This window comes from uncultured Aquimarina sp. (genome assembly GCF_947495315.1).
Lineage (GTDB): Bacteria > Bacteroidota > Bacteroidia > Flavobacteriales > Flavobacteriaceae > Aquimarina.
This window is the reverse complement of record NZ_CANLYD010000008.1, coordinates 158,267-181,429: the sequence shown is the minus strand read 5'-3', so window position 1 is coordinate 181,429 and position 23,163 is coordinate 158,267. Positions and strand designations below refer to the sequence as shown.

17 protein-coding genes and 12 tRNA genes are annotated in these 23,163 nt (G+C 33.3%); 17 read left to right on the top strand and 12 right to left on the bottom strand.

Annotated elements, in window-relative coordinates; translation table 11 throughout:
• Positions 1 to 4 precede the first annotated feature (4 nt).
• Positions 5 to 1,300 carry a hypothetical protein gene (locus Q0910_RS15670; RefSeq protein ID WP_299218435.1) on the top strand — a complete coding sequence of 432 codons (1,296 nt, stop codon included), beginning with the start codon at positions 5 to 7 and terminating at the stop codon, positions 1,298 to 1,300.
• Here the strand turns inward: Q0910_RS15670 and Q0910_RS15665 are convergent.
• The 11 genes from Q0910_RS15665 to Q0910_RS15615 form a co-directional block, all read right to left on the bottom strand.
• Positions 1,292 to 2,200, bottom strand: a complete 909-nt coding sequence (locus tag Q0910_RS15665) for a 2OG-Fe dioxygenase family protein (RefSeq protein WP_299218433.1) — start codon at positions 2,198 to 2,200, stop codon at positions 1,292 to 1,294. The two genes, Q0910_RS15670 and Q0910_RS15665, sit on opposite strands and share 9 nt — an antisense overlap.
• Positions 2,197 to 4,914 (bottom strand): AAA domain-containing protein, encoded by a 2,718-nt coding sequence (locus Q0910_RS15660; protein WP_299218431.1) that lies wholly within the window; start codon positions 4,912 to 4,914, stop codon positions 2,197 to 2,199. The genes Q0910_RS15665 and Q0910_RS15660 overlap by 4 nt, the downstream gene beginning before the upstream one ends.
• A gap of 20 nt (positions 4,915 to 4,934) precedes the next feature.
• On the bottom strand, positions 4,935 to 5,360 hold the full coding sequence (locus Q0910_RS15655) for a hypothetical protein (protein ID WP_299218429.1): 426 nt from the start codon (positions 5,358 to 5,360) through the stop codon (positions 4,935 to 4,937).
• 31 nt (positions 5,361 to 5,391) lie between these two features.
• Positions 5,392 to 7,296, bottom strand: a complete 1,905-nt coding sequence (locus Q0910_RS15650; RefSeq protein WP_299218426.1) for an AAA family ATPase — start codon at positions 7,294 to 7,296, stop codon at positions 5,392 to 5,394.
• A 156-nt stretch (positions 7,297 to 7,452) separates the two neighbouring features.
• Entirely contained in the window at positions 7,453 to 8,904 is a 1,452-nt protein-coding gene (locus Q0910_RS15645) for an RNA-binding domain-containing protein (protein WP_299218424.1), read from the bottom strand.
• Positions 8,905 to 9,034: 130 nt separating this feature from the next.
• Entirely contained in the window at positions 9,035 to 9,844 is an 810-nt protein-coding gene (locus Q0910_RS15640) for an ABC transporter ATP-binding protein (RefSeq protein WP_299218421.1), read from the bottom strand.
• A 1-nt stretch (position 9,845) separates the two neighbouring features.
• Positions 9,846 to 10,814 carry an ABC transporter permease subunit gene (locus tag Q0910_RS15635; RefSeq protein ID WP_299218419.1) on the bottom strand — a complete coding sequence of 323 codons (969 nt, stop codon included), beginning with the start codon at positions 10,812 to 10,814 and terminating at the stop codon, positions 9,846 to 9,848.
• The gene (locus tag Q0910_RS15630; RefSeq protein ID WP_299218417.1) at positions 10,814 to 12,361 is read right to left on the bottom strand and encodes a phosphate ABC transporter substrate-binding/OmpA family protein; all 1,548 of its coding nucleotides are present in this window, start codon (positions 12,359 to 12,361) and stop codon (positions 10,814 to 10,816) included. The genes Q0910_RS15635 and Q0910_RS15630 overlap by 1 nt, the downstream gene beginning before the upstream one ends.
• 22 nt (positions 12,362 to 12,383) lie before the next feature.
• Positions 12,384 to 13,397: a hypothetical protein gene (locus Q0910_RS15625; RefSeq protein WP_299218415.1), complete on the bottom strand. Its 1,014-nt coding sequence runs from the start codon at positions 13,395 to 13,397 to the stop codon at positions 12,384 to 12,386.
• The gene (locus Q0910_RS15620; RefSeq protein ID WP_299218413.1) at positions 13,398 to 14,078 is read right to left on the bottom strand and encodes a hypothetical protein; all 681 of its coding nucleotides are present in this window, start codon (positions 14,076 to 14,078) and stop codon (positions 13,398 to 13,400) included.
• A 128-nt stretch (positions 14,079 to 14,206) separates the two neighbouring features.
• Positions 14,207 to 14,710, bottom strand: coding sequence for a hypothetical protein (locus tag Q0910_RS15615; protein ID WP_299218411.1), 504 nt, complete (start codon positions 14,708 to 14,710; stop codon positions 14,207 to 14,209).
• 962 nt (positions 14,711 to 15,672) lie between these two features.
• Between Q0910_RS15615 and Q0910_RS15610 the strand changes: the two genes are divergently transcribed.
• The 11 genes from Q0910_RS15610 to Q0910_RS15560 all read left to right on the top strand — a co-directional run bounded on the left by Q0910_RS15610 (position 15,673) and on the right by Q0910_RS15560 (position 17,672).
• Positions 15,673 to 15,745 (top strand) — tRNA-Lys (locus tag Q0910_RS15610).
• 167 nt (positions 15,746 to 15,912) lie between these two features.
• Positions 15,913 to 15,999 (top strand) — tRNA-Ser (locus Q0910_RS15605).
• Positions 16,000 to 16,006: 7 nt separating this feature from the next.
• Positions 16,007 to 16,081, top strand: a tRNA-Asn gene (locus tag Q0910_RS15600).
• A gap of 4 nt (positions 16,082 to 16,085) precedes the next feature.
• Positions 16,086 to 16,158, top strand: a tRNA-Cys gene (locus tag Q0910_RS15595).
• 382 nt (positions 16,159 to 16,540) lie between these two features.
• Positions 16,541 to 16,627: transfer RNA gene (locus Q0910_RS15590), tRNA-Ser, on the top strand.
• 8 nt (positions 16,628 to 16,635) lie between these two features.
• Positions 16,636 to 16,708 (top strand) — tRNA-Pro (locus Q0910_RS15585).
• A 360-nt stretch (positions 16,709 to 17,068) separates the two neighbouring features.
• Positions 17,069 to 17,142 (top strand) — tRNA-Leu (locus Q0910_RS15580).
• Between the two features lie 209 nt (positions 17,143 to 17,351).
• Positions 17,352 to 17,422 (top strand) — tRNA-Gln (locus Q0910_RS15575).
• Between the two features lie 17 nt (positions 17,423 to 17,439).
• A tRNA-His gene (locus Q0910_RS15570) sits at positions 17,440 to 17,514 on the top strand.
• 3 nt (positions 17,515 to 17,517) lie between these two features.
• A tRNA-Phe gene (locus Q0910_RS15565) sits at positions 17,518 to 17,590 on the top strand.
• 10 nt (positions 17,591 to 17,600) lie between these two features.
• Positions 17,601 to 17,672: transfer RNA gene (locus tag Q0910_RS15560), tRNA-Ile, on the top strand.
• 80 nt (positions 17,673 to 17,752) lie between these two features.
• Here Q0910_RS15560 and Q0910_RS15555 read toward each other — a convergent pair.
• Positions 17,753 to 18,607 carry a bile acid:sodium symporter family protein gene (locus tag Q0910_RS15555; protein ID WP_299218409.1) on the bottom strand — a complete coding sequence of 285 codons (855 nt, stop codon included), beginning with the start codon at positions 18,605 to 18,607 and terminating at the stop codon, positions 17,753 to 17,755.
• A 350-nt stretch (positions 18,608 to 18,957) separates the two neighbouring features.
• Between Q0910_RS15555 and Q0910_RS15550 the strand changes: the two genes are divergently transcribed.
• From Q0910_RS15550 to Q0910_RS15530, 5 genes are all read left to right on the top strand, one after another.
• Positions 18,958 to 19,278, top strand: a complete 321-nt coding sequence (locus tag Q0910_RS15550; protein WP_299218407.1) for a hypothetical protein — start codon at positions 18,958 to 18,960, stop codon at positions 19,276 to 19,278.
• Positions 19,279 to 19,306: 28 nt separating this feature from the next.
• On the top strand, positions 19,307 to 19,471 hold the full coding sequence (locus tag Q0910_RS15545) for a hypothetical protein (RefSeq protein WP_299218404.1): 165 nt from the start codon (positions 19,307 to 19,309) through the stop codon (positions 19,469 to 19,471).
• A gap of 326 nt (positions 19,472 to 19,797) precedes the next feature.
• Positions 19,798 to 19,992 (top strand): hypothetical protein, encoded by a 195-nt coding sequence (locus tag Q0910_RS15540; protein ID WP_299218402.1) that lies wholly within the window; start codon positions 19,798 to 19,800, stop codon positions 19,990 to 19,992.
• A gap of 390 nt (positions 19,993 to 20,382) precedes the next feature.
• Positions 20,383 to 20,442 (top strand) — tRNA-OTHER (locus Q0910_RS15535).
• A gap of 668 nt (positions 20,443 to 21,110) precedes the next feature.
• Complete coding sequence (locus tag Q0910_RS15530) at positions 21,111 to 22,211, top strand: slipin family protein (RefSeq protein ID WP_299218400.1); 1,101 nt, start codon at positions 21,111 to 21,113, stop codon at positions 22,209 to 22,211.
• Positions 22,212 to 23,163: the final 952 nt, after the last annotated feature.

Below are 23,163 nucleotides of genomic sequence, written 5' to 3'. Positions count from 1 at the left end.
TATCATGAAATTCGACAAATTTCTTTCTTTTATATTTGGTATTAAAAAATCTAATTTTCAGATTACTGAACGAGAATTAGAAAAAATATCTGATAAGATTGATAACAATGAAGAGGCTATTAATGTAGATACCACTCCTCTATTTAAAGATAGTTTTGAAGGATTATCAGATACTATTTTTAAAGAAGCGACTAAAAAATTTAAAATTAACAGGTATAATTATTGGGCTCCTAAATTCACAAGCCTTGATTCTTATAAGTTTCTATCAGAACAACAGGTCGCTTTTAAGAGAGATTTTACATACTGGATCACAAAAGAAATCATTAAATTCAATGCTAAGAAAGGGGTAAATTCCAATAATCAAAAAGCTCAGTATCTACAGGAAATTTTAAACCTTACATTAAGATCTAACCTTTATTTCACCGAAGAGGATTTTATATATTTTATAAATTTTTGGGTAAAACATCCAACGTATATAACCTTAGGTTCACTAACATCAAGACTCCGACAGAAAGTAAAAAAGGATGGAATCGGCGAAGAATTATATACTTTTTTAAAAAAGGTTCTGAAGAATCCGAATTTCCATAATGAGTTCTACAATTATTACAAAACTCCAAGAAATACGATACAAAGAATACTTCACCTTCATGCTAACAATAACAACGAACATCAACCTTCTTTTCTACTTATTTCAGATCCTTTTGCAGACTATATCAATAAATATCTTAGAAGTATTAACCAAAAAGAGCAAGATGCTTATTGTGAAATATTAAAAACTTTTGATACGAATAAGAACTTCCTTAACCCTTTTAAACTATCTGTACTTATTCAAAAACATATAGATAATATTGGAGAAAATGATTATAAAAAACAAGTATTAGACTTCATTAAAAAAGCCTCATTATTTAAACCCAAAATGAGTAATCTAAGGGTTGAAAAAGTAACCTATAATACCGGCTATGAAGTTCAATACAATTGTCAATACATAAAAAAAGAAAACATTGCAGTTTTAAAAAGCATGATTTTATCCATTGCAACTTTTAATAATAAAAAAAGCGCAATTCCGCATCTTATAAAAATCACGGAACGTTCTTTTTCTAATGCGAATGCTCTTAGATTAGGAGAAACGTCTCAGTCCTTAGGTAAACTTTGTATATATACGCTGGCCTATCAATATGATGAAAAAGGAAAAGAAGCACTCAAAAAACTCTACCAAGAAACAACCTATAAAGGCATCAAAAAAGAAATTTTAATGCATTCAAAAATGCGAGAAGAACATTTTGGAACGCCATTATTCTAAAATATCCATATCAAATCCTATAATATCTCGTATTCCGGGATTTGTAATATCTTCTGGTTCAATAGGAGTCACATAATGCCAAAGGTCATTACCAAAAGTAAACTCCTCACCTGTATCTGCCTGAAAAATAAATTCTCCTGGCTTTAGTACTTTTTTATAGATGAGTTCATTAGTATCCGAAGTTGTTTTCTCATAAACCTGGCTTTCAGCACCTGTAATATTTTGGCGATTCACCACCAATGCTGACATGATATATTGAGCGCCATCTTCATGCACTCCTTCTGGAGCATTTTCTCCTTTTATTTTTTCCTTAGAAATCGTTCTCATAAAATGACTCGTAATCTGAATCTTTCGAACTTCTGGGTGTATTTTTTTGACAAGGCCTGCCATTTTTTTAAGCAACTCAAAAAATAAGTCATTCTCTACAGCTTCCCTTGTTGCTTGCTTAAAAACGCGTTTCCATACTCTAAAATCATCTACATCCTGTTCAAAACCTTGCTGTACCATTCTTTCTACAAAATATTGATCATCCCATATCTCGATTAAAAAAGAGGAAATATTTCGTTGTCTGGTAACGGTAGATAATCGACCAAATTCTTGTTTTTGATTCGCATCTAATTGCTGTATCCAATACGCTAATGCGTCTATTGTTCTTGTGCCTTCAAAATAAGGTTTATGCAGCTTTTCAATAGCTATTGAATCTGAAGGAAACGTTTCTTTTAAAAAAGTAATTTGTTTTCCTCTTACCAGATATACATCATCTTGTAATTCCTGGAAAAAAGGTTTAAAAAAATGTAAAAAAGACTTTATATCTATTCCTAAATCAGCAACACTCCCCACTCGAATTGGAGATTTAATAGGTCGACCTAAGGATTTAGATATGCTTTTTTCTGTGATCACTTTTTGATTCTTACTTTTTTACTAATATGTTCTAAACAAGCATTTTTATTAAACAACCAATATGCATAAGGTATCGTTATGATAGGAACCTTTGTCCTAAACAATGTTTTGTACTGATCAATAGAAAATGTCTTTTCCAATGCTCCCGGATATCCTACCAAATCGATGCAGATTGTTCTTTGGTTATAAGTTAATAAAATATCCATTACATATCCTGCTAACAGATAATTAACAATAATATCTTCTTCTTCTACCCCCAACTGGATCAATTCTTCGTGTACTTCTGTTGCAAAATTATCAACATGCTCTTCAGTCATACTATGTTGATGATGTATTCTTGTTTCAGACTGATAATCGATCAACAAATGTTTATTCTTAAAGTTTTTCGCGTCAAAAGAATAGTATAAAAATTGTTTGTGTTTCGCACGTGTGATACTCACATTAAAGACATCCTCTCTATCCAAATATTGAAATACTGAAGTACTAATATCATTATCAATGGTAAACGTAATATACATCTGATCTCGTTCCTCACCCTGAAATTCGAAAGGAGTTCCTACAGCGATTCTATGCTTTTTTATGGCAGAAAGATCGTATTCCTCTATCTTATCCTTTAGATAATTTACCTGATCCCTAAAGGGAGAAAGAATCCCAATTGTAGTCGCCACACTAGAAGCTACCTGAAGTTCTTTATCAATTACTTTTTGTACATCTTCTAATATTTTATCAGCTTCTTTTAGATTTCTACCATCTTTTAGTTTCTCACCTTCACAAAAAACCCAGTGTACAGCTGATGATTTGTTATGAATCTGTAAGTCCGACATTACTTTTAGCTTATCAAAATAAAATTTCTGATTGCTATATCGTATAATACTCGGTACACTGCGGTAATGTTCATCCAGAAAGTGTACATTGCTTTGAGAAGGTAATCGTTCCATCGCATAATCTAAGAAACTGGTCTCTCTATAGTTCATCACGTCCTCACCTTTTAGCAAACCATAGCTGTTAGCCGTATTCTCCATTAGCTGTCTGGATAAAAAAGAAACATGCCTTAGTTGTTTTGGATCTCCTACTACCACCACTTTTTTAGCTCTCGCCAATACCGGAATCATGGTTGTAATATCACATTGAGAAGCTTCATCAATAATTACTACATCAAAAATATTATCCTCTAAAGGAAACACGTCACTTACATCGGTCGACTTTGTAATCCAAATAGGTAAACATTGTAACAACGATGGAAAATCTATAGCTTGAAACAGCCGTTCTCGTTCTACAACATCTTTTGTCTTGATCAGCTTTAATAATTGAGAAAACGTCTGGTCTTTTTGCAACAGATTAGAAATCTTATCCTGATATTTTAGGGAAATGATCTCTTTAATCAATTTGTTTTTCTGATGAATATAATGATCTAGTAATTCAATCAATTGCCAAAAAGGATACTCTTTTAGTACCTGTCTGGATACATACTTACGCTTTAATCTTTTGAAAAAAGAAGGTTTATGATCCAGGAATAGCTCCGCATTTTTGATTTCACGATGCTCTCTTTCCTCTATTTCTTCACTTATTTCCTTAATCTTATCCTGTGCATAGTCAATTTCGCTTTGCTTCTTAGGAATGTAATAATCACCACCAGCTTTTCTGAATCTAGTAATAGATTCTATTTTTTTTCTCAAAGTAGCCCGATGACTTCGTCCGGAACCAGCTCTTATGGAAAGTCCTTTTACACCTAAATCGTTTACAATTTTATCTTGCAGAACATCTACTGCTTGGTCCGATTTAGAACATATCAATACACTTTTATTGTGATATACTTGATCTAAGGCTAAAGATGCAATTGTATATGATTTACCAGTTCCCGGAGGACCGATCACAACAGTGACATCATTTGATTTTACTGCCTGAATAATAGCTAACTGCGACTCACTAAGGTTAGAAGGAACATATACTGTCTCTTTTGATTTTCTATCTGAATTGATTTCTATTTTTCTTCTCGAAAAAAATCCTTGAAGCGTATTATTAAATAAGTGTCTTTCTTTTATCTCATCGATTTCGTGCAATACGTTACGACTTGATTTTGATTTCTCGATGATCCCTAAGGCTATCGCAGGAAGCAATTTTAGAGCCGTAGATTTTAGATGACTTCTTAGTTTTTCTCCAGAAATAAGCTCTGGTAACTCTTCTAGAGCAATGGTATCTATTTTTATATTTTCTTTGAGCTTTCTGGCAATTGCTCTTATATCTTGTTTGCCAGGTTCCTGATCATTGATCAATGATTTCATCTCCAGAACAAACGAATCATCAAGATTGTAATTAGATTTCAATAGATTTAATAAAGCGTCATTCGCCCTATTCTCATCAAAATTATAATCGATATGATACAGTGCTTCACTATTGATTTCTAATGTGGCAGGTGTAACGATTAGAGGAGCGCAGATCGTTCTCTTTTTTCCTAGAAAAGTAAGTTTCCCAGTAATAAAAAAACTACAAGCTATGAATGTTTTCTCTTTTCTGTGTATCTCAAGATACTTGTACAACTCTTCACCAAAATCGGTTTTCATAAAAGTTGTATCCTCTTCTCTATATAAGCTAGAAACGTCATTTAAGAAAAAACGTTTATGAACTTTGGTACCTAAAAAATTAAGTACATCATTATCTCTGAATTCTTGTTTATAACAATCCTGATAATACGATAAGACTTTTTCTATGTGCATATACTAGCTTCTCCTTTTTATCAAAAATGTTTGTCCAACCAACGCTCTGTGCCCAATTTCATTTCGGTGGAAAACATCTTTTTTAACTCAATAACATCAAAGTATGAACATCCAGAACAAACAGAAACTACTTCTGAAGATTGTTTTATCTTTTCTATTTCTGTTTTATCTTTTTCCGAAAGGGTGTATTTATTTGATTCCTCTAATTTCTCTAAAGTCACTGCTGCCATATATCGTTCCGCATTATTTTTGGATTGAAGCATTTTGGCAATAGTTTTATACTTTTTTTCGTAAAGTTTTTTAGTCACTTTTAATACCGGATCAGTGGGCATTCCTCCAAAGAAACAGGCAAACCCAATCATTTCTTTTTGATCGATTTTTTCTTGAGCTATTCCATTTCCCATTAATCCAATTAAAAGGAATATTACCAAAGATGTACTTTTCATTTTTCCAATGGATTTATATGACATCAGTAAATTAGACCTCTTCCTCGTCTTTCTGAAACCTTAAATAATCATCTACAGTTTGATTTACCGGAGGAATATCGTCTTCAACAATCGTTTTTAGTAACTCTTCTGTGAGTGGTGTTATGGAGACTATACGATTGGCCTGATATTCGATTATTTTTTCGAATAAGTTTCTGGCAACTCTTGCATTCCCAAAACTCTTATGCCTTTTTTCGTATAACTTATCAAAGATGAATTCTAGCTTTTCTTTTCCTTCGCCTGCCAATACAAAATCATTTTTCAAACAAAACAATTCAAAGATTCCTATCAGTTCTTTGGGCTTGTAGTGATCAAAAGTAAAGTATCTATTAAATCGTGATTGTAGTCCTGGATTAGATTCTATAAATTCCTCCATCTCATCAGGATATCCCGCAACGATCACCACTAATTGATCTCGGTGATCTTCCATTTTCTTCAGTAATACCTCTACTGCTTCGTTTCCGAAATCCTTTTTATTATCCTTCGCTAAGGAATATGCTTCGTCAATAAACAATACTCCATCCAATGAAGTCTTTATAACTTCTTCTACTTTTAGAGCAGTTTGACCAACGTATCCCGCCACCATTCCGGTTCTGTCGGTTTCTACCAAATGTCCTTTTTCTAAATATCCTAAGTGTTTGTATACTTTAGAAACCAAGCGTGCAACGGTTGTTTTACCTGTTCCTGGAGGTCCCATAAAAACTGAATGTAGTGAGTTATTTACATTCTTCAGTCCTTTTTCTTCTCTTAGCTTTTGAACTTTAAGAAAATTAGACAGCTCTTTTACTGCAGTTTTGATATTGTCTAAACCTATGAGTTCATTCAATTCATCCATCACATCATCCAATGTCTCATTCTCATCGATCTCTGTTTGTTTGACTCCTTCTAATTTTTCTTTAGGATGTTGCAACTTACCATTGATCTTCTTTAGGAGTGTGGTTTCTTCTTCAGAAATAGTACCATCCGCTTTGGTTATTAAAGAAGCTATTCGGTATAAGAAAGAAGCTGAATTAGCAAAATGCTGGCTATCCAATCGCTTTAAAAGCGATGGCAGCAAAAATTCATTTTTGTATTCCTCACCTAAATCAAAAAGACTGGCTGTTTTGATTACTTCAATATTTTCATCAAACTTGTCTGACTGCACGAACTTATTAATCCGTTCTATAGAAAGAGAAGCTATGATGTCATTGCCTTGTAACTTCTCGAACATAAAGGCTAGAAGAAATTTCACTTTAGCATCGGAAACTGTATTCTTCTTATCACTCAATGGATAAATCATATTGAATACCCTAATGATATCCTGAAGAATCACATGTTCTGCTTTAAACTCTAATGCATCATCTGTTTTATGAACTATAGCATTGATTGTATTAGAAAACCGTTTGTTATTGTTCAGATCTTCAGCAAGATTCTGAATCTTTTCGCCTTCATTTTTTAATATCTGAAGAAACTCATAGTCAATATCAAACTCCTGAGTAGTATCTTCTTTTTGGTTTACAAAATCCTTAAACTTATTCGTAAAATCGGATAGACTCTTTTTTTCGTCTTTTTTTGTCAACAACAAATCATCTATCAAATCATTTAATAAAGAGACATGTTTTTTTGGAAAAGCACTAAATTTCACATCCTGAAAAACATCTGTAGCTAGTGGAATTTTACTTTCCGAAATATGAATATGTTGTGTAGTGATAATAAAATCCAATTCGTCAATTGACTCCTTTAAAGAATACAACACCAACAAATCTTCATCTTTAATTCTCAACGTCGGAAACGCAGAAGAAATAGACAGTATCTTTAATGGATTGACTGATTTTCCTTTAAAAAAAGAAGCTTTATCTTCTTGAGTTAATTTTGAAAAAAACTGATCTGTGGCTTTATGGTATTTTCTGTTGGTCATGGTTTTTTAAAATTCAAAATAATAAGACTAGAATTATTCAAATTCTAATGTCTATTCTTAATATATTTTATAACAATTAATCAAATAACAATGCTTTGTTTTTAAGCAACTTACATTTTACTCTAAGTCTATTATCAAATAACCGTCAAATAAGAATTATGCCCAAAAAGGGATATATTTCTTATATTTTCTTGAATTACTTTCTGGATCATCTTCTTCAATAACACCTTCATTAAGAGCTTCTTTTATAATTCTAGATGCAATAGCTGAATTCTTACTTTCAATCTGAAATCTATCCCTCAAAGATTGATTTGTCATTTTATCATTTGACACATATTTCAAACAACAATGCTGGTAACAAGCTCTTATTTTATCTTTTTTATCCATCTGATTCAACGATTTATAAGAATACATTATAACTTTTGTATGCTTTTCTTGGATAAGTATATCAGGTGCTGGTAATTGATACATTTCGTTGTAGAAAATAACTTTATCAATTCCGCTTCCTTTTTCTTCGCAAATACCAAGTCTTCTCATTAAATCAGCTAAAGTGTCATTTCTGGATTGATATTCATCAATAAATCTTTCTGGAGTTATTAATGGAATTCCTGGATTTGTTATTTCAATCCTATCTGAAAATATTTCCACCATTGGAAATCCTTTTTCTTCAAAATCTTGATGAATTATAGCATTTGCTAGCAATTCTCGAACAGCTATTTCAGGATACATTCTTTTATCATCTCTGAATGCTTTTCCTATTTCCTCATTTGCAGGCAATTGACTGTTTACCCAATCAACTAATCCCTGATAACCAGAAACATACCCTTTGCCTCCAATTTGTTCACGTATAGTTTCAATCTTGTTATTATGTTTGTAAACAATAACTCTAATTGCCTTTCTCTTTAGTTCTGGAAAGTCTTCTAACTTTTTAGCAAAAAGTATGGCTCCTAAATTTGTAATAGAAAAATTAGATTGTTTTTTTTCAATTAGATTTTCGGAAATAAATTTATCTATTACACCTTGTCTATTAGACGGATAAGGTAATTTCAATAAATCAAAATAACTTTGGGTATCTAAAAAAGAAACTACTGAATCTGCATCAATATTTTCTTTAGCAACTTGTAATTCAAACTTTATATTATCTTTTTTATTCCATATTTTAGATTCTTTCAAAGGAAAATCTTTCAATAATCTTGTATAGCTGCCTATTCTAATATACGCTTGGTTTTTAAATTTAACAGGTCTATTAACCGCAGCTGGAATAACAAACATACTTATTCTTACTCCTTCACTATAATCAAATTCAAATGTTTTAAAATCAATTCTCGGGTCCAATCTTTGAATAAGCCAATTTTCTATTTCCTCACCACCTTTCTTTGCAGTTTTGACTCTAAAAGTAGTTCCTGTAATATTGTGTGTTTTATCTTCAACGCCAAATATTAAAAAACCAAATTGTTTTTTATTTAAACAAGCTCCATTGGCTAATGCAGAAATTCTTTCACCTATCTCCTCATTAGAATGAAAGTTTAATTTAAATTCTAACCATTCTGTTTCTTGTGAATAACTTACAAGCTCTTTTACAAGTGATTTTAATTCTATTTCTGTCATTTATCAAATAACCATCAAATAAGGTAACCCTCATTTTTAAAGGCTTTTTACATGTTTTTTAGCAAATACACATTCATTTATCAAATAAAGATTAGTATAAACTCTAATCATTTTTAATTATATCATTAACCTAACTCCCAGCATCAATCTGCATCATTGCATCCTCTACTTCATGTACTAATTCATCAAAATGTGCTAATCGTTTTGTTTCCCTTGTTCTATTAAATGGTAAATCGATATCGATATGCTTCACGAAATGAGAAGGTGCATGTTTCATGATATAAATATCATCTGCTAAATACACTGCTTCCTGTATATCATGCGTTACAAATAATATCGTAGGACTAAACTTTTCCCAGATACCAATCAGTAAATCCTGCATTTGCAAGCGCGTCTTGATATCTAATGCTCCAAAAGGTTCATCCATCAATAAGATTTCCGGATTAGACATTAAACTTCTGGCAATCGCCACACGTTGTAATTGTCCTCCAGAGAGTGTAGGATATTGTGCATACTTTTTTTGATGACCATCTAATCCAACCAATTGAATCATTTCCATCGCCTTTTCGTCTCGCTCTTTCTTAGAAATTCCTTTAAAACGTAGTCCTAAACCAACATTATCTAATACGGTCATCCAAGGTAATGATGAATACTGCTGAAACACCATACTCACCCGATTCTCCTTACTAACAGGTTTTCCTTTTACCAACACCGTCCCTGAAGTTGGTTCTTGTAATCCTGCTATATACCTTAATAAAGTAGATTTACCACATCCGGACATTCCTAATATGACAGAAAACTGTCCTTGCATAGGTTTATCCTCTACCAGTAAGTCCAGGTTTTCTATAATTTTGGATTTCCCTCCATCATAGGATTGAGACACTCCTCTTAGTTCTATAACATTAGGAGCCTGAGAATTATCTGTAAACTGTAATGCCATATTAGTGTTTGTTTCCTTTATTAATGTGTTTAAAAGGGAATAATATTCTATCAATCATCACAAAAAGTCGATCTTGTAATATTCCTATAACTACAATGATAATTAGTATTGCAAAAGCTTTATCAATTCTACTTTGTCGTTTTGCAGTCCAGATTAATTCACCTATTCCACCTCCTTTGTTTAGCATTTCTACAATCGTAATATAGGTCCAGGAAATTGCTGTCAATACCCTAATATCATCAATAATCTTAGAAAAAACATATGGCATATACACAGTTCTGATCGTTTGCCAAGATGTTGCTCCTAAGGTAAAAACGGTATTGAGATATACATTTTGGACCTCATCGATCCGCTGGATGACGACGGGTATCAGATATACAATGATACCAAATGCTAGGAAAGACACTTTCATATCGCTCCCTAATCCTAACCACATGATAAAAATACCTGTTACTGCGGTTAGGGGAATAAAGCGATAGGAGTTTATAATCTGACTAAACAATCCTCTAAACAATGGGATTAATCCTAATAAAAAACCAATTGGAATGGATATCAGAATTGCTACCAGGTATCCTAAAAAATTCAATTTAATAGAATAAAAGGTGTTCCCTATTACGTCATCATTTTGATTCAGATCCGGAAATGCTTTAATTACTTTAATTGGTGATGGTAACAAAGGATATACTTTGTTTTTCTTTAGACCAAATGATGTTAACTCCTCAATACCCATTTGTTCTAATGCATCATAACTAGCGATCAGTAGAGAATCATTTTCATAATACTTCCGCTCACTTTGAGCTATTTTAGAAATATCTATGGATTCATCCTGAGTAATTACGGATGTTGATAGAAACTCAGCCATCAAAAACCATAAGCCAATTAGAATCAAAGCACCTATAACGGTAAGTATCCCTTTGTCTTTTGATTCTAGGTTACCCCTAAGTTCAAATAGTTTTTTGATTTTTATCATTAGTCTACTACCAGTTCAAAATCTGTTCTTCTATTCTTAGACTTACAGTCAGCATTTTGATTTCTTTCACATCCTGGAAGTGGTTTATCAGGTCCATTACCAATGATAATAAACCTATTGGTAGGCATACTATGTTGTCCTATCAAATAGTTAGCTACAGATTGTGCTCTTTTTTTAGATAACGCAACATTAGGTCCTCTAGAACCAACATTATCTGTATTTCCTTCAATTCTGATACGTGCATTAGCAAATGCCTTTGCAATTGGTGTAAACTGAAGATCTATTAATTGCTTAGAATTTTCATCTAACTGAAACTCACCAGTTCTAAAACTGATACTTACTTTTTTAGAAGAAAGCGATTCTTTTTTAGCTAAACTCTCATCTACCGCTGTAAACTGCTTTTGTTGCTCTGCATTATGAGAATTACCAGAAAGAGAAGTCTTATTTACTAAATCTTTTGTAGACAGTAATCTCCAACTCTTTGCACCAGCAGTACTATATCCAAGAGCATTATATTTCACCTTCATTTTATTATAAAGATCCTCTCCTGTTACACCTGTATAATTAGAATTTAACCCAAAGAAATCTTTATTATCTCCATGTGTAGCTAATCGTACATTATTGATGGCATCATAACAGAAATCTTCTGGCTGTGATAATCCTTCTGCAAGAATCTTAGCCGCTTTTCTCTTATTACTATCAGAGTTGTTTAATTCTGAAGCTCCGATCATCCATCCTTCGTATAAATCCTGTAACTGCTCCTTATGTGTTTCAATAAATTCTTTTTTCGAAACAAAAACATCTGCAATAATATGTGTTGCATTTTTAGTGCTTTCTAGTACTTTAGAACCTGCTACTTTTGCAACACAGTCCGCATCATCCGGACTCCAAACGACGGCAGCATCTACGGTATTACTTTTAAAAGAATCAGCAGCATCAATAGCACTTGGCACTTCTACCAATTGCACATCCTTAGTCGTCATATCACTCGCTTCTAATAACCAAATCAAGAAAGAATGTGAAGGCGTCATAGGCGCTACGGCAATTTTCTTTCCTCTAAGATCGCTTACTTTATTGATTCCTCTAGCTGCTACGATAGCATCTCCTCCACGACTCCAATCCGCCTGGAACACAACTTGTGGTTGATATTGAGATAACCCTTCTACCTCTGTTGGGAATGCATCAATAGTGGCCCACATTAAATCGATAGAACCATTCTTAAAAGCATCTCTAGAAGCATCAAAGTCATCAATTACTTCAAAATTCACTTTAAATCCATAGTCTTTATAGAATCTAGATGTCGTATTGGCTTTGAACCCTTCATTGAAATACTGTCCTCCAGCATATCCTCCCCAGGTTACCACTCCAACATTGATGACATCTTTATATCCTTCTTTTGTTTCTCCTTTATCAGAAGAAGAAGTAACTTCTTCTATCTTGTCTTTTACCGCCGGATCTCTTAGTTTATTTAATAAAAAGTATAGCCCTCCTATAATGAGTACTACTATTAAAATTTTTGAAAACGGTGTTAATCTTCCTTTTGCCATGATTTTTGATTAGTGTTATGTTTTAATCCTCAAAATTAAATAAGTCTGAGTATTGATTATTTTGGGTTTTAGTTTTTACTATTGGTGCATCCAGATCTACGCTATGTTGATCGTGTACCAATAAATCTTTTTGATTTCCTAAAATAAGAGAAACCCCTTCGTTCTCCCATTTCTCAAGAAGTTCTAAACCTTCTTCTTCGAATATTCCGTTCTGTAAATCAATAGAATCCATAAAGTTATTGGACATTTCCATAAAACGCTCCATCTCTCCTATCTTCATACTTACATCATCTGCAATTGCTTCTAGCGCTCGATCAAACATTTCTTTTTTGTCATTATTCCCCGCGATAATATTCATTGCAGATTTCATTGCGGAATGTCCAGCTCGCACAGCCTTTCTCTCTTGCTCTTTAACCATTACCTGATCCTCTATATCCTCTAGTAATATTTCAGAATTCTCATACATTTTGACTAAAACTCTATACAGAATTTCCATCTTTTTGTAGAGCTCATCAAGCTTCATATTAGACTCCTTTAATCTACCTGCCTTTCTGGATTTAAGAATCATGATTCCTTTCTTATCCCTTTCTTTCGCAGCACTAGCTAACTTTAGATTATTGTTGATATTCTTTTTGTTATCATAGATGATCGTTTGTAAACGCTTCATCTGTCCTTTTAGAGAAGCGATCTGCTTATTCATCTTCTTTAGATTATCATGAAGATCTTCTATATAACTTTTCAGAATTCCTATCGGATCTATCTGAATAAAAAGCCCTGTTAACCAACGCATAAAAGACTTATACATATAGAAAATAAGATTTCTCATCTTAGGATCTAATACAATATAGATTAAGGCTCCTAAGACTGCTAATAAAACTCCTAGATATAAAGTATTCTCTACAATAGTAATTAGAAACGGAAGCACTTTGTACAATCCGTACAATCCTCCAGCTCCTAAAAGCCCCATAAATAACATCCCGGTTTTACCTTCGGGTCTTTTCCAAAATGTTTTTGGTTTTAGTGAGTTGTTGTCCATTTATTTTAAGTATTTCTGCATTTTAACAATATCTTCTTCGAACTGAGCTTTCAGGTGATCATAAGACACTTTGAAATCATTTTGTGTTTTATTAATCTTACTATTACTCTCTTCTACCTTAGCTTTTAGATCGCTAATTTCTTGTTGATGTTTAGCAATTTCTTCTGTCAATCTTTTAATTTCCTCTGACTTTTCTTTTATTATAGACTCAAATTGAGCAATTTCTCTTTCCCTTCCAGATACTTTGCTGTCGAATTGATTCTTAAAAGCTCCTGTAAATTGTTCATTTTCCTTGTCAAGTACACCAATATAAAAATTAGTAGTCTGTAAAAGTTTATCTAACGTCACTCCCATTGTCGAAGCAGTAGCAAAAGCCGAACGATACTTAGTCGCTTCGTCCATTGGCATCTTCTCCAGAGCTTTTAGCGATTTTTTATATTCGAGGTAGTCAAATCCATCAAGATTATTCTTCTCAATTGCCTGTAATAGCTTTTCTACGATTTTAGTATCCAAAGCACCTTCAGAAGAAGAACTCACAGGATTATTAGGAAGTGGTGGTGGAGTTGATGCAACCGGTTTTTTATCCGAATTTACATCAGTTTTTTCTGTTGACTCAGCGGGTTTTTTATTTTCTTCCTCAGAATCGTCAACTATAAATAAGGACTTTAAATTTTTTAGCATGGTTAGTGAATTTAAACAAATTTAAAAAAATAAGTGTTGTATAAGGAGATAAGAGTGTTTTTTCCTCTCATACCTGTATATTATTCGTATGATCTATTGTCAAAACGTTACAATTATTTTGTAAATCATCATTTTACTATTCGATCCCAGGCAATTTTTAATCCAAATAACAAAGCCAAAAAGAATACTATTAAGTATTGAAATCTTCCTACAAAGAATACCCCAAAAAACATTCGTTGTAAAATATAGGTTATAACAAAGGTGATAATGATAATAATAAAAAGACCCGATAATTTTCCGAAACCTGGTATTCGGGACATTGGTATCGTTCTATTAATGATAACCAAAGTGATAATCATGGATATTAATGGGACAAAGTATGTCACCAAGTCTAACTGAAGTAAATTGGTTTTTAAAAAGAAAAAACTATATAATAATAAAACCAAGGCTAGTAATCCCGGAATGGTTATAGCATAAATTAAAATTCCATATAAGTAATTAATAGGAGGTTTAAAGTTTATTGGTTTTACAAAAAGTAAACCTATTAAGGAAAATGCTATAATTATTGCGAAATAACCTAATACCAAATTAGGGTTATTTCCAAACCAATTGATAAAATCTTGAACTGTCATTGCTGATAAAAGTACAAATATAGTTTCATATAATGTTATTTGCTTTTTACAGAAAAAACACTTAAATTGATTCTAAATTATTAGGATACCCTCAGAAAACACATTCAATATTTGGATTGTATTACCATATTATTGAATATTTGTATAAGAAATGACAAAAAATAGATTACATATTATGCCGAAATCACTGTTTAGTCAGTGTGATTACCGATGGATAGAAGTATCTGATACCGGTAAAAGGACGCTTTGTAACTATTTTTGACTATTATTTTGATATGATTTAAAGATAAAAACAGATATAGTACAAGCGTCCAAGAAATTGGACGCTTTTTTTATTAAAAATTTTCGAAAAAATGTTTAAAAACTAATTAGCACATAAAGAATAGTATTTGGAAAGTAAGCATCAGAGAGACAGACGATTGCAAAAAAATCCAATATCCGTTGAAAAACGGACAGGGATTCTTATACCCTAAAACAATCATAACTAATTGATTATCAGTAAAATAAATTAAAAAAATGTTTGGAGATTTAAAAAAAGTTTTGATCTTTGCATCGCAATCATAATGAAACAAAAATCAATAGTGATTGAGTTATTTACAACAATAAAAGAATTAAGAATGATACCGAAAATTTTACAACATAGTGTAACCCGCCTCTTTAGCAAACAAAGAGAATATTGTTCCGATTGGAATATATATGGTGTCTATTATATAGAAAGAAATTGTATGCGATTATAACCGACATACAACAACAAGATATATAAAGGCGCCCGAATAAGGCGCCTTTTTTTATGAGTAAAACTTTGCTTTGGAAATCCACTTTTGTGGATTATACAAAGAAAATAGTTGAACTCATCCCGTAAAAGAGCGGGACCCTAAAAACTAACATTCTGATTTCTAAAACATTTCATGTTTTAATTGAAGATGATAGTATTAGTTCATTGACATACTGAAAACCAAAATTGACACGTAGCTTAACTGGAAAAGCACTCGACTTTTAATCGAGGTGATGTGGGTTCAAATCCCTCTGTGTCAACTTTAAGGAAGAGCAAGCCAATTGGCGGTGACCGCAGTCTTGAAATAAGCTTGCGATTCAACGAATCCAAAAGGGAAATAGCAAACAAGAGTTAAAACTGTTAGGAGCTAATGACTCGTGTGGGCCTGTCTGTCTCAGGTAGATTCGACTCCCACTTCTTCCGATTTGGAGGATAGGCAAATATTGGTTTGTTGCGCTTGTCTGCTAAACAAGTCTGTCTAACGGCAGTGAAGGTTCAATTCCTTTGTCCTCCGCAATATTGATACTGTAGGGTAACGGTCGCTTACTAATGAGCTGTTAACTCTCAAGATGTGGGTTCAAATCCTACTGGTATCGCTAAGACAAGGTGGCTGAATGGCAAAGCCAACGGATTGCAAATCCGTTTTTTATGAGTTCGAATCTCATTCTTGTCTCAATGATTAAAATAGTATCAAATTTATTTTGGATGCTATGAAATCCACTTTGAGGCTTAATGATAAAGCGTAGCAATCTCATTCTTGTTTCAATCTCAAAATAGGGAATTCGCTGGAGCTGGAGAGCCAGGGCAGTCTGAAATGAGGAATCGAATTCAACGAATCCAAAATAAAAATGACGGTCTTTGAGTTAAAAACTGTTGCGAAAGCTGAATAGGTTCGAATCCTATAACTCCCACTTTAACAGTAACTAAAAGTTATTGATTAAAATTTAAAAGATTCCCTTTTTCAAGGGAATATAGTATCGTAGCACAGTGGCTAGTGCACCCGACTGTCTCTCGGGAGCTCGCCCCGCCTAGGCGGGGTCGGTACTGCAAAAAACGGAAGAGCAAGCCAATAGGTGGTGGCCGCAGTCTTGAAAACTGTTAGGAGCTAATGACTCGTGTGGGTTCGATTCTCACTTCTTCCGCTATACATCTGGGAAGATAACGGTGGTTTGTTTACTCGCCTTGGACGCGAGAGGTCGCAGGTTCGAATCCTGCTTCTCAGACGAAGTGACTCATTCAAGTTTACTTGAAATGAGTCCAAGCTGAGACATTGCAGGAAGACGAAGTCAATCCTGCTTCTCAGACTAGATTTATATCTATGGTGTAATTGGAAGCACAAGGGATTTAGCTCACATGTTATTTATTTCAAACTAAAGAGTTCGTGAATGCACAGCATTTCTAATCCCTAAGTCTAAATTCAAGTCTTAGTAGGTATACAAATGCTCTGTTCGTATAATGGTTTAGTACACCTCACTTTAACTCAAAGAAGTTTATTTAATAAATAAGTTTCGTTGAATTCATTCCTCATTTCTATGAGGAAATAGGAGTTCGATTCTCCTAAAGAGTACAATTTTAATTTTAATGCAGGAATGGCGGAACTGGCATACGCACTTGATTTAGAATCAAGGTTCTGAGAGTTCGAATCTCTCTTCCTGTACTCATGCTCCGCTAGCCCAAATGGGAGAGGCATCCGGTTTAAGCCCGGTTCAGTCTTGGTTCGAAATGCTGTGCATTCACGATTTCTTATAACAATAAGAATCAATGAGTAATCCAAGGTGGAGTACAAAATAGGCTCATGGTGTAAATGGAAACACCCAAGGTTACGACCCTTGAAGTATAGATTCAAATCCTATTGAGCTTACAAATTGACCTGTGATGTAACGGCAGCATCCAAGACTTTGACTCTTGGTGTAAAGGTTCGAATCCTTTCGGGTCATCAATACATATACTTTATGGTATCTCTAGCTTATCTGGTAAAGCATCTCACTGTGAATGAGAAGAACAGGGTTCGAATCCCGGAGTATACCCAATCGGAATAGTAGCAAAATTGGTCAATGCGGCGGATTGAAGATCCGCAGATACAGGTTCGACTCCTGTCTGTTCCACATCAAATAATAAGGTATAACTCAGTGGTAGAGTACCGCGGATATATCGCGGAAGTCTTGAGTTCGATTCTCAATACCTTAAATATTACAACTACTGGAATGGCTAAATTGGTAAATGCACTTCACTTAGATGAAGTACAAATGTGAAACTATAGGATTCTTCTATTTTTTACTATTAATTCCAAAAAATATAGCAAGCCCTCCTGTAAAGAACATCAATAAGCTATATACCGCAGGAGCAATTGCAAAAGAAGTGTTTCCTAATAAAACAATAGCTATGGATATTGCTAAAGTACCGTTTTGAATTCCTGATTCAATCCCAATTGATATTGCACCTTTGTGATGAACCTTAAATAATTTTGCAGAGTAGTAACCAATTGCCATTGTTATTATATTTAGTAATAAAGAAACAAGCCCAGCTTCTTGAAAATAAGAAATAAAGTTATCTTTTTCTTTGACTAAAATACCAACGATTACTAAGGCCAAGACCAATGCAGAAGCTATTCTAACAGGTTTAGCCATTTTTAAAGCAAAGGTTTCATTATATTTTCTAATGATCATGCCTATTCCTATTGGAATGATGATGATAATCAAAATTTGCATAATAGTTTCTATCACATTCAACTGAATGGTTTGATCTTCTTCTAAAAAATAGAAAAGCGAAAAATTAACTATAAATGGTATTGTTATAATAGTAATTAAACTACTAAAGGCAGTAAGCGTTACTGACAAAGCAATATCTCCCTTAGCAAGATACGATATCAAATTAGAAGTTGCTCCACCTGGACAAGCTGCTAATATCATGATTCCTATTGCTATTTCGGGTTTTAATGAAAGAACAGAAGCTAGAAAAAACCCCACAAGTGGTAAGATTATGAGCTGATTGGTTAAACCAACCAAAATAGCTTTTGGATAAATAAGTATTCTCTTAAAATCAGATGTTACGAGTGATAAACCCATCCCTAACATGATGATAAATAAGGATGCTGCTAAAATAATCGTGGAGATATTATCCATAAACTCTGTTTTCCAATCTACGGACTAATATAAAGATTTATTTATCAATACTCTGAATATCGAACAATACAAAACGATAAAATGGTGTCTCTAACTTATCTGGTAAAGCGCCTTACTATGAATAAGAAGAATAGGGTTCGAAATGCAAAGCATTCACAAATACCGATTTATCAAGAGCTAATCCCGGAGTATACCCTAAAAAGGAATAGTAGCGGAGTTGGTCAACCTGCCTGCACGTAGCTTAGACAGGCACGCGTGTTGGATTGAAGCTTCCAAGATACAGAGCCCGTGCCGGACTAGATCCGGTATTCGACTCCTGTCTGTTACACTAATAATTAAATTTTAAAACTATGAAAAACATTTTATTACAAAGGTTTTTATGTAAAACCGAAGACACAGGTAGATTCATAGTTCAATCCAAAATTACTGGTATTACCTATTTCGTAGAACCGATAGACAATGGTAAACCGGATAAGCTTTGGGGTGATCTGGATCCTGCTACAAAAAAACTAACTGGTGATTATGGAAACTCTAGAAGAGGAGCCGTTAAAAAAGCAGCGTCATTAATTCTAGAAGAAAATGGATTTAAAAACATCTCCATTTTTAAAGGAAGTCCTCTGGGCGAAATTGACAGACGTGATCATGAGTATGAATCATTAAAAAATCTATAATCAAAATTAATATGTAAAAACTTTCATCATGAAAACACAACTAACAATTACCAAAGAAAAAAGAAAAAACGGTTTGCAGCTTTTACTTATAAAATGGGCATCTAACTATGTTAATAGCATGACTAAGGCCTTATATCCCGATGCGGATACTCCAAAGGGTAAGAATGATCAAAATCGTATTTTTTATAAATAAACATCCTAGGAGTAAGCCCACGAGGTATTCAACGGAATATCATTTTTAAAAATTCGAAGAGGCTTCGAGGTATTAAACCTAAGATCCCGCTGAAAAAGCGGGATTAGTTCAATCATCTATTTTGAATTCGTTGCTTTGCAACTTTTCAAAACAGAATTTCACTAATAAATAATTACTACGCAAAAACATTGCGTTCATACATTAAATATTTGCATAGTAATTAAAACAAACCTTCTTTAATAAGGGGTAAACAAATGAGGGTTTGTAGTAGTGCCCTGCTATTAAGTGAGGAAATAAGTAGCAGGGCAATTATAAAAGATAACATTATGAAAGCAAAGGAAGAATATATTGTTGAAGCAAAAAGAAACAATCAGGATATACTTTATGATTGGATTCATAAAAATAAAAATACACTAACCTACATTTCGGAAGATGAAGGATGTGGATGCTGTGTAAATATTTTTAGAGTCGAAGGTGAAATTAAAATATTAGAGACCTTTCCTAAAGAAATCCTTCTTTAGTATTAATATACCTCTTTAGCATAAAAGGAAGTGCTACGGAAAAAGACAGTTACTTAACCGTGGAGTGATTGGATGATGTTGTTAATGACACGCTCGTTAATGAATAGGTTTTGCAGAAGCACCGAAATGAACAGGATTCAAAGTAGGGAAGCGCATTTAGAGCCAATCTGTTCGCTTAGGCGAAAGTACCAGTTCGAATCTGGTAAGAGGTACAATAAAAATATCAAGCAAGTCTTGTTGTGTGTTTCTGTATGGCACTATTGTATGAAGTATTGCAGGTTTGTATCATCACTTTATATTCAACTTGGCTTGAAGGTTTGACTATTAACCAAATAATAGTCTCAACTCTGTGGGTCGTGGGTTCAACTCCCACTCTCAATGCGTATTGAGGTAGTTCAGTGGTTAGAACAACAGACTTGTTGGATGTCGCGGGTTCGATTCCCGTCATTAGCTTGAAGTAAAACTTCTTGGCTTTTGTAGCTCAGTTGGTAGAGCACTACACTTTTAATGTAGCCAAAATGGACTCAAAATCCGTTTTCACGAAGCTCGGGTCACCTTCTAAAACTGATTCACAGCTTGTCAAGCTGTAAAAATGACAAAAACAGTGATTAGCAAATCCGTTCTTATACTACTCTTGGTATAAGAACAGTCTTAAAAGTGCTTTGAGATGGTAGTAATCTTGTCATCAGAAATAGTTACTTTTTTGTGTTCAGGTTTTAGAATTAACTATCCTTTTTTCGATAGCTATTCTTTCATCTCGATACTAAAAACTAATTGTAGAAGATATCACATGCTATGATTTCCGCACTGGAAAGATGATTTGCTTTCACAGTTTTTTTAACCTCTCCGTCCTTCGGATATCTCTCCTTAAAAAGGATAGAAACTGAAGTTTGAGAGTTATATAATTACGATATGAAGTTGCGTAAGGGATAGAAGCAAGCTACCATGTAGCGCGGATAGCCCGATCCGCCTCAGGCGGAGTACGCCCTAAAAATATACTTCTTTACTAATACTAATCTAAAGGTATTTTAAAGAAGTAGATAATGCCTCCGTTACGGGATTATCATCCAATTAATGTTAAATCTGTCTGTTGGAAAGCAGACATAAAAATGAAAAAAATGAAAAGAGTAAGAATCAATGCTGGCAAAGTAGGCTTGGTTTTCAGAAAAGGTGATTACAATCGTGTAATAACACAAGGAATCCATTGGGTAGGATTTAATGAGCATGTTATACAATATGATCTTTCTAAACCTTTTGCAGCTCCAATAGCGCTGGAACTCTTACTAAAGGATACAGTGTTGGAAGATATGCTACACCTAATTGAGGTAAAGGATAATGAAATAGTATTGGTCAATGAAAATGGAAACTTCAAAAGTGTATTCTCTGCCGGAAGATATACGCTATGGAAAGGATTACGTGAGTATGAATTTACTAAAGTGGATCTTAGCAAAATTTACATTACGGAAAAGATTGACAAATCGCTATTCAGCAATTATGCACTCAATAAATATATTCGAGTTTTTGAAGTTGCTGCTTACGAAAAAGCAGTATTAATTGTAGATGATGTATTTGCTAAAACATTAGGCAGTGGTACTTATCGTTTCTGGAGAAACGATACAACCATCAAAATTGCCAAAGTTGATTTACGTCAATTACAGCTAGAAATTGCAGGTCAGGAATTATTGACTAAAGATAAGGCTGCTATTCGTATCAATTTCTACACACAATATAAAGTTGTAGATATCGAAAAGGCTTTGCTTGACAACAAAGAATATGAAAAACAATTATACATCTTGATGCAATTAGCTCTTAGAGCTTTCGTAGGAAATTATACCCTAGACGAACTTTTGGAACGCAAAGACAGTATGGCTGATGCTATACTAGAAGCAACCAACAGTCAAACTAACAAACTAGGTGTAAAAGTATTGAATTGTGGTATCAGAGATATTATTCTTACTGGTGAAATGAAAGAAATCATGAACCAGGTACTGGTAGCACAAAAGAGAGCTCAAGCTAATATCATCACCAGGCGTGAGGAAACTGCATCTACCAGAAGTTTGCTAAATACAGCAAAACTAATGGAAGATAATGAGATGCTCTACAAATTGAAAGAAATGGAATATGTAGAGAAAATTGCGGATAAGATCGGTGAAATCACTCTCTCTGGTAATGGTGGAATGGTAAAACAATTGAAGGATATATTCTCTGTGAATAGGTAGGTGTGAAAAAAATGTGCTGATTATAATAATCAGCACATTTTGTATATAATGCATCAAATGGAAATATTGGAAAACAAAAAAGAGCGTCTCCACGCTCTTTTTCTTCACACAAATCATCTTAATTTAGGGGCTTATTCTAAAATTAAAACTCACTTTTTATAAATGTTTTCATCTTGGGGAGGATGAAAACGCTAACTCATTAACTCTGGTGTAAAGATACAGCTATTTTTCATTCTACCAAACTTTTTGTGTATTTTATCTTAAAAAATGTGCTTTTTAACGTTTTTAAAAGTGCTTAATTACAAATATGTAGTATTAATCTTACTTTTATTTCCGCTTCAGTGAATCCAAGCTTCCCATTTTTCCAAAGAAATAAACGGTGTACCTTATAAAAATGAAAAACTTTATAAAATTCTCAATTATCTAAAAGGTAGAAAACCAGAAAATAGATTTTGAATAAAAGGATAGTACAAAGGAATTATTTACGGGAAATAGCAGAAAACAAAAAAGAGCGTCTCCACGCTCTTTTTCTTCACACAAATCATCTTAATTTAGGGGCTTATTCTAAAATTAAAACTCACTTTTTATAAATGTTTTCATCTAGGGGAGGATGAAAACGCTAACTCATTAACTCTGGTGTAAAGATACAGCTATTTTTCAATCCACCAAACTTTTAATGCATTTTATCTTAAAAAATATGCTTTTTAACGTTTTTAAAAGCGATAATTTATAAATATGTAGTATTAATCTTACTTTTACTTCCGCTTCAGTGAATCCAAGCTTCCCATTTTTCCAAAGAAATAAATGGTATATCCTATAAAAATGAAAACTTTATTAGATTATCTAAAAGGTAGGAAACCAGAAAACAGGTTTTGAACAAAAAGATAGTCTGAAGGAATTATTTACGGGAAATAGTAGAAAACAAAAAAGAGCGTCTCCACGCTCTTTTTCT

What these genes read in the sequence shown, in the direction of transcription:
- Q0910_RS15555 (WP_299218409.1), bottom strand. Translation starts at nt 18,607, where the DNA reads ATGGATAATATCTCCACGATTATTTTAGCAGCATCCTTATTTATCATC.
- Q0910_RS15635 (WP_299218419.1), bottom strand. Translation starts at nt 10,814, where the DNA reads ATGATAAAAATCAAAAAACTATTTGAACTTAGGGGTAACCTAGAATCA.
- Q0910_RS15615 (WP_299218411.1), bottom strand. Translation starts at nt 14,710, where the DNA reads ATGACAGTTCAAGATTTTATCAATTGGTTTGGAAATAACCCTAATTTG.
- Q0910_RS15530 (WP_299218400.1), top strand. Translation starts at nt 21,111, where the DNA reads ATGAAAAGAGTAAGAATCAATGCTGGCAAAGTAGGCTTGGTTTTCAGA.
- Q0910_RS15670 (WP_299218435.1), top strand. Translation starts at nt 5, where the DNA reads ATGAAATTCGACAAATTTCTTTCTTTTATATTTGGTATTAAAAAATCT.
- Q0910_RS15620 (WP_299218413.1), bottom strand. Translation starts at nt 14,078, where the DNA reads ATGCTAAAAAATTTAAAGTCCTTATTTATAGTTGACGATTCTGAGGAA.
- Q0910_RS15630 (WP_299218417.1), bottom strand. Translation starts at nt 12,361, where the DNA reads ATGGCAAAAGGAAGATTAACACCGTTTTCAAAAATTTTAATAGTAGTA.
- Q0910_RS15650 (WP_299218426.1), bottom strand. Translation starts at nt 7,296, where the DNA reads ATGACCAACAGAAAATACCATAAAGCCACAGATCAGTTTTTTTCAAAA.
- Q0910_RS15640 (WP_299218421.1), bottom strand. Translation starts at nt 9,844, where the DNA reads ATGGCATTACAGTTTACAGATAATTCTCAGGCTCCTAATGTTATAGAA.
- Q0910_RS15655 (WP_299218429.1), bottom strand. Translation starts at nt 5,360, where the DNA reads ATGAAAAGTACATCTTTGGTAATATTCCTTTTAATTGGATTAATGGGA.
- Q0910_RS15540 (WP_299218402.1), top strand. Translation starts at nt 19,798, where the DNA reads ATGAAAGCAAAGGAAGAATATATTGTTGAAGCAAAAAGAAACAATCAG.
- Q0910_RS15660 (WP_299218431.1), bottom strand. Translation starts at nt 4,914, where the DNA reads ATGCACATAGAAAAAGTCTTATCGTATTATCAGGATTGTTATAAACAA.
- Q0910_RS15545 (WP_299218404.1), top strand. Translation starts at nt 19,307, where the DNA reads ATGAAAACACAACTAACAATTACCAAAGAAAAAAGAAAAAACGGTTTG.
- Q0910_RS15645 (WP_299218424.1), bottom strand. Translation starts at nt 8,904, where the DNA reads ATGACAGAAATAGAATTAAAATCACTTGTAAAAGAGCTTGTAAGTTAT.
- Q0910_RS15550 (WP_299218407.1), top strand. Translation starts at nt 18,958, where the DNA reads ATGAAAAACATTTTATTACAAAGGTTTTTATGTAAAACCGAAGACACA.
- Q0910_RS15625 (WP_299218415.1), bottom strand. Translation starts at nt 13,397, where the DNA reads ATGGACAACAACTCACTAAAACCAAAAACATTTTGGAAAAGACCCGAA.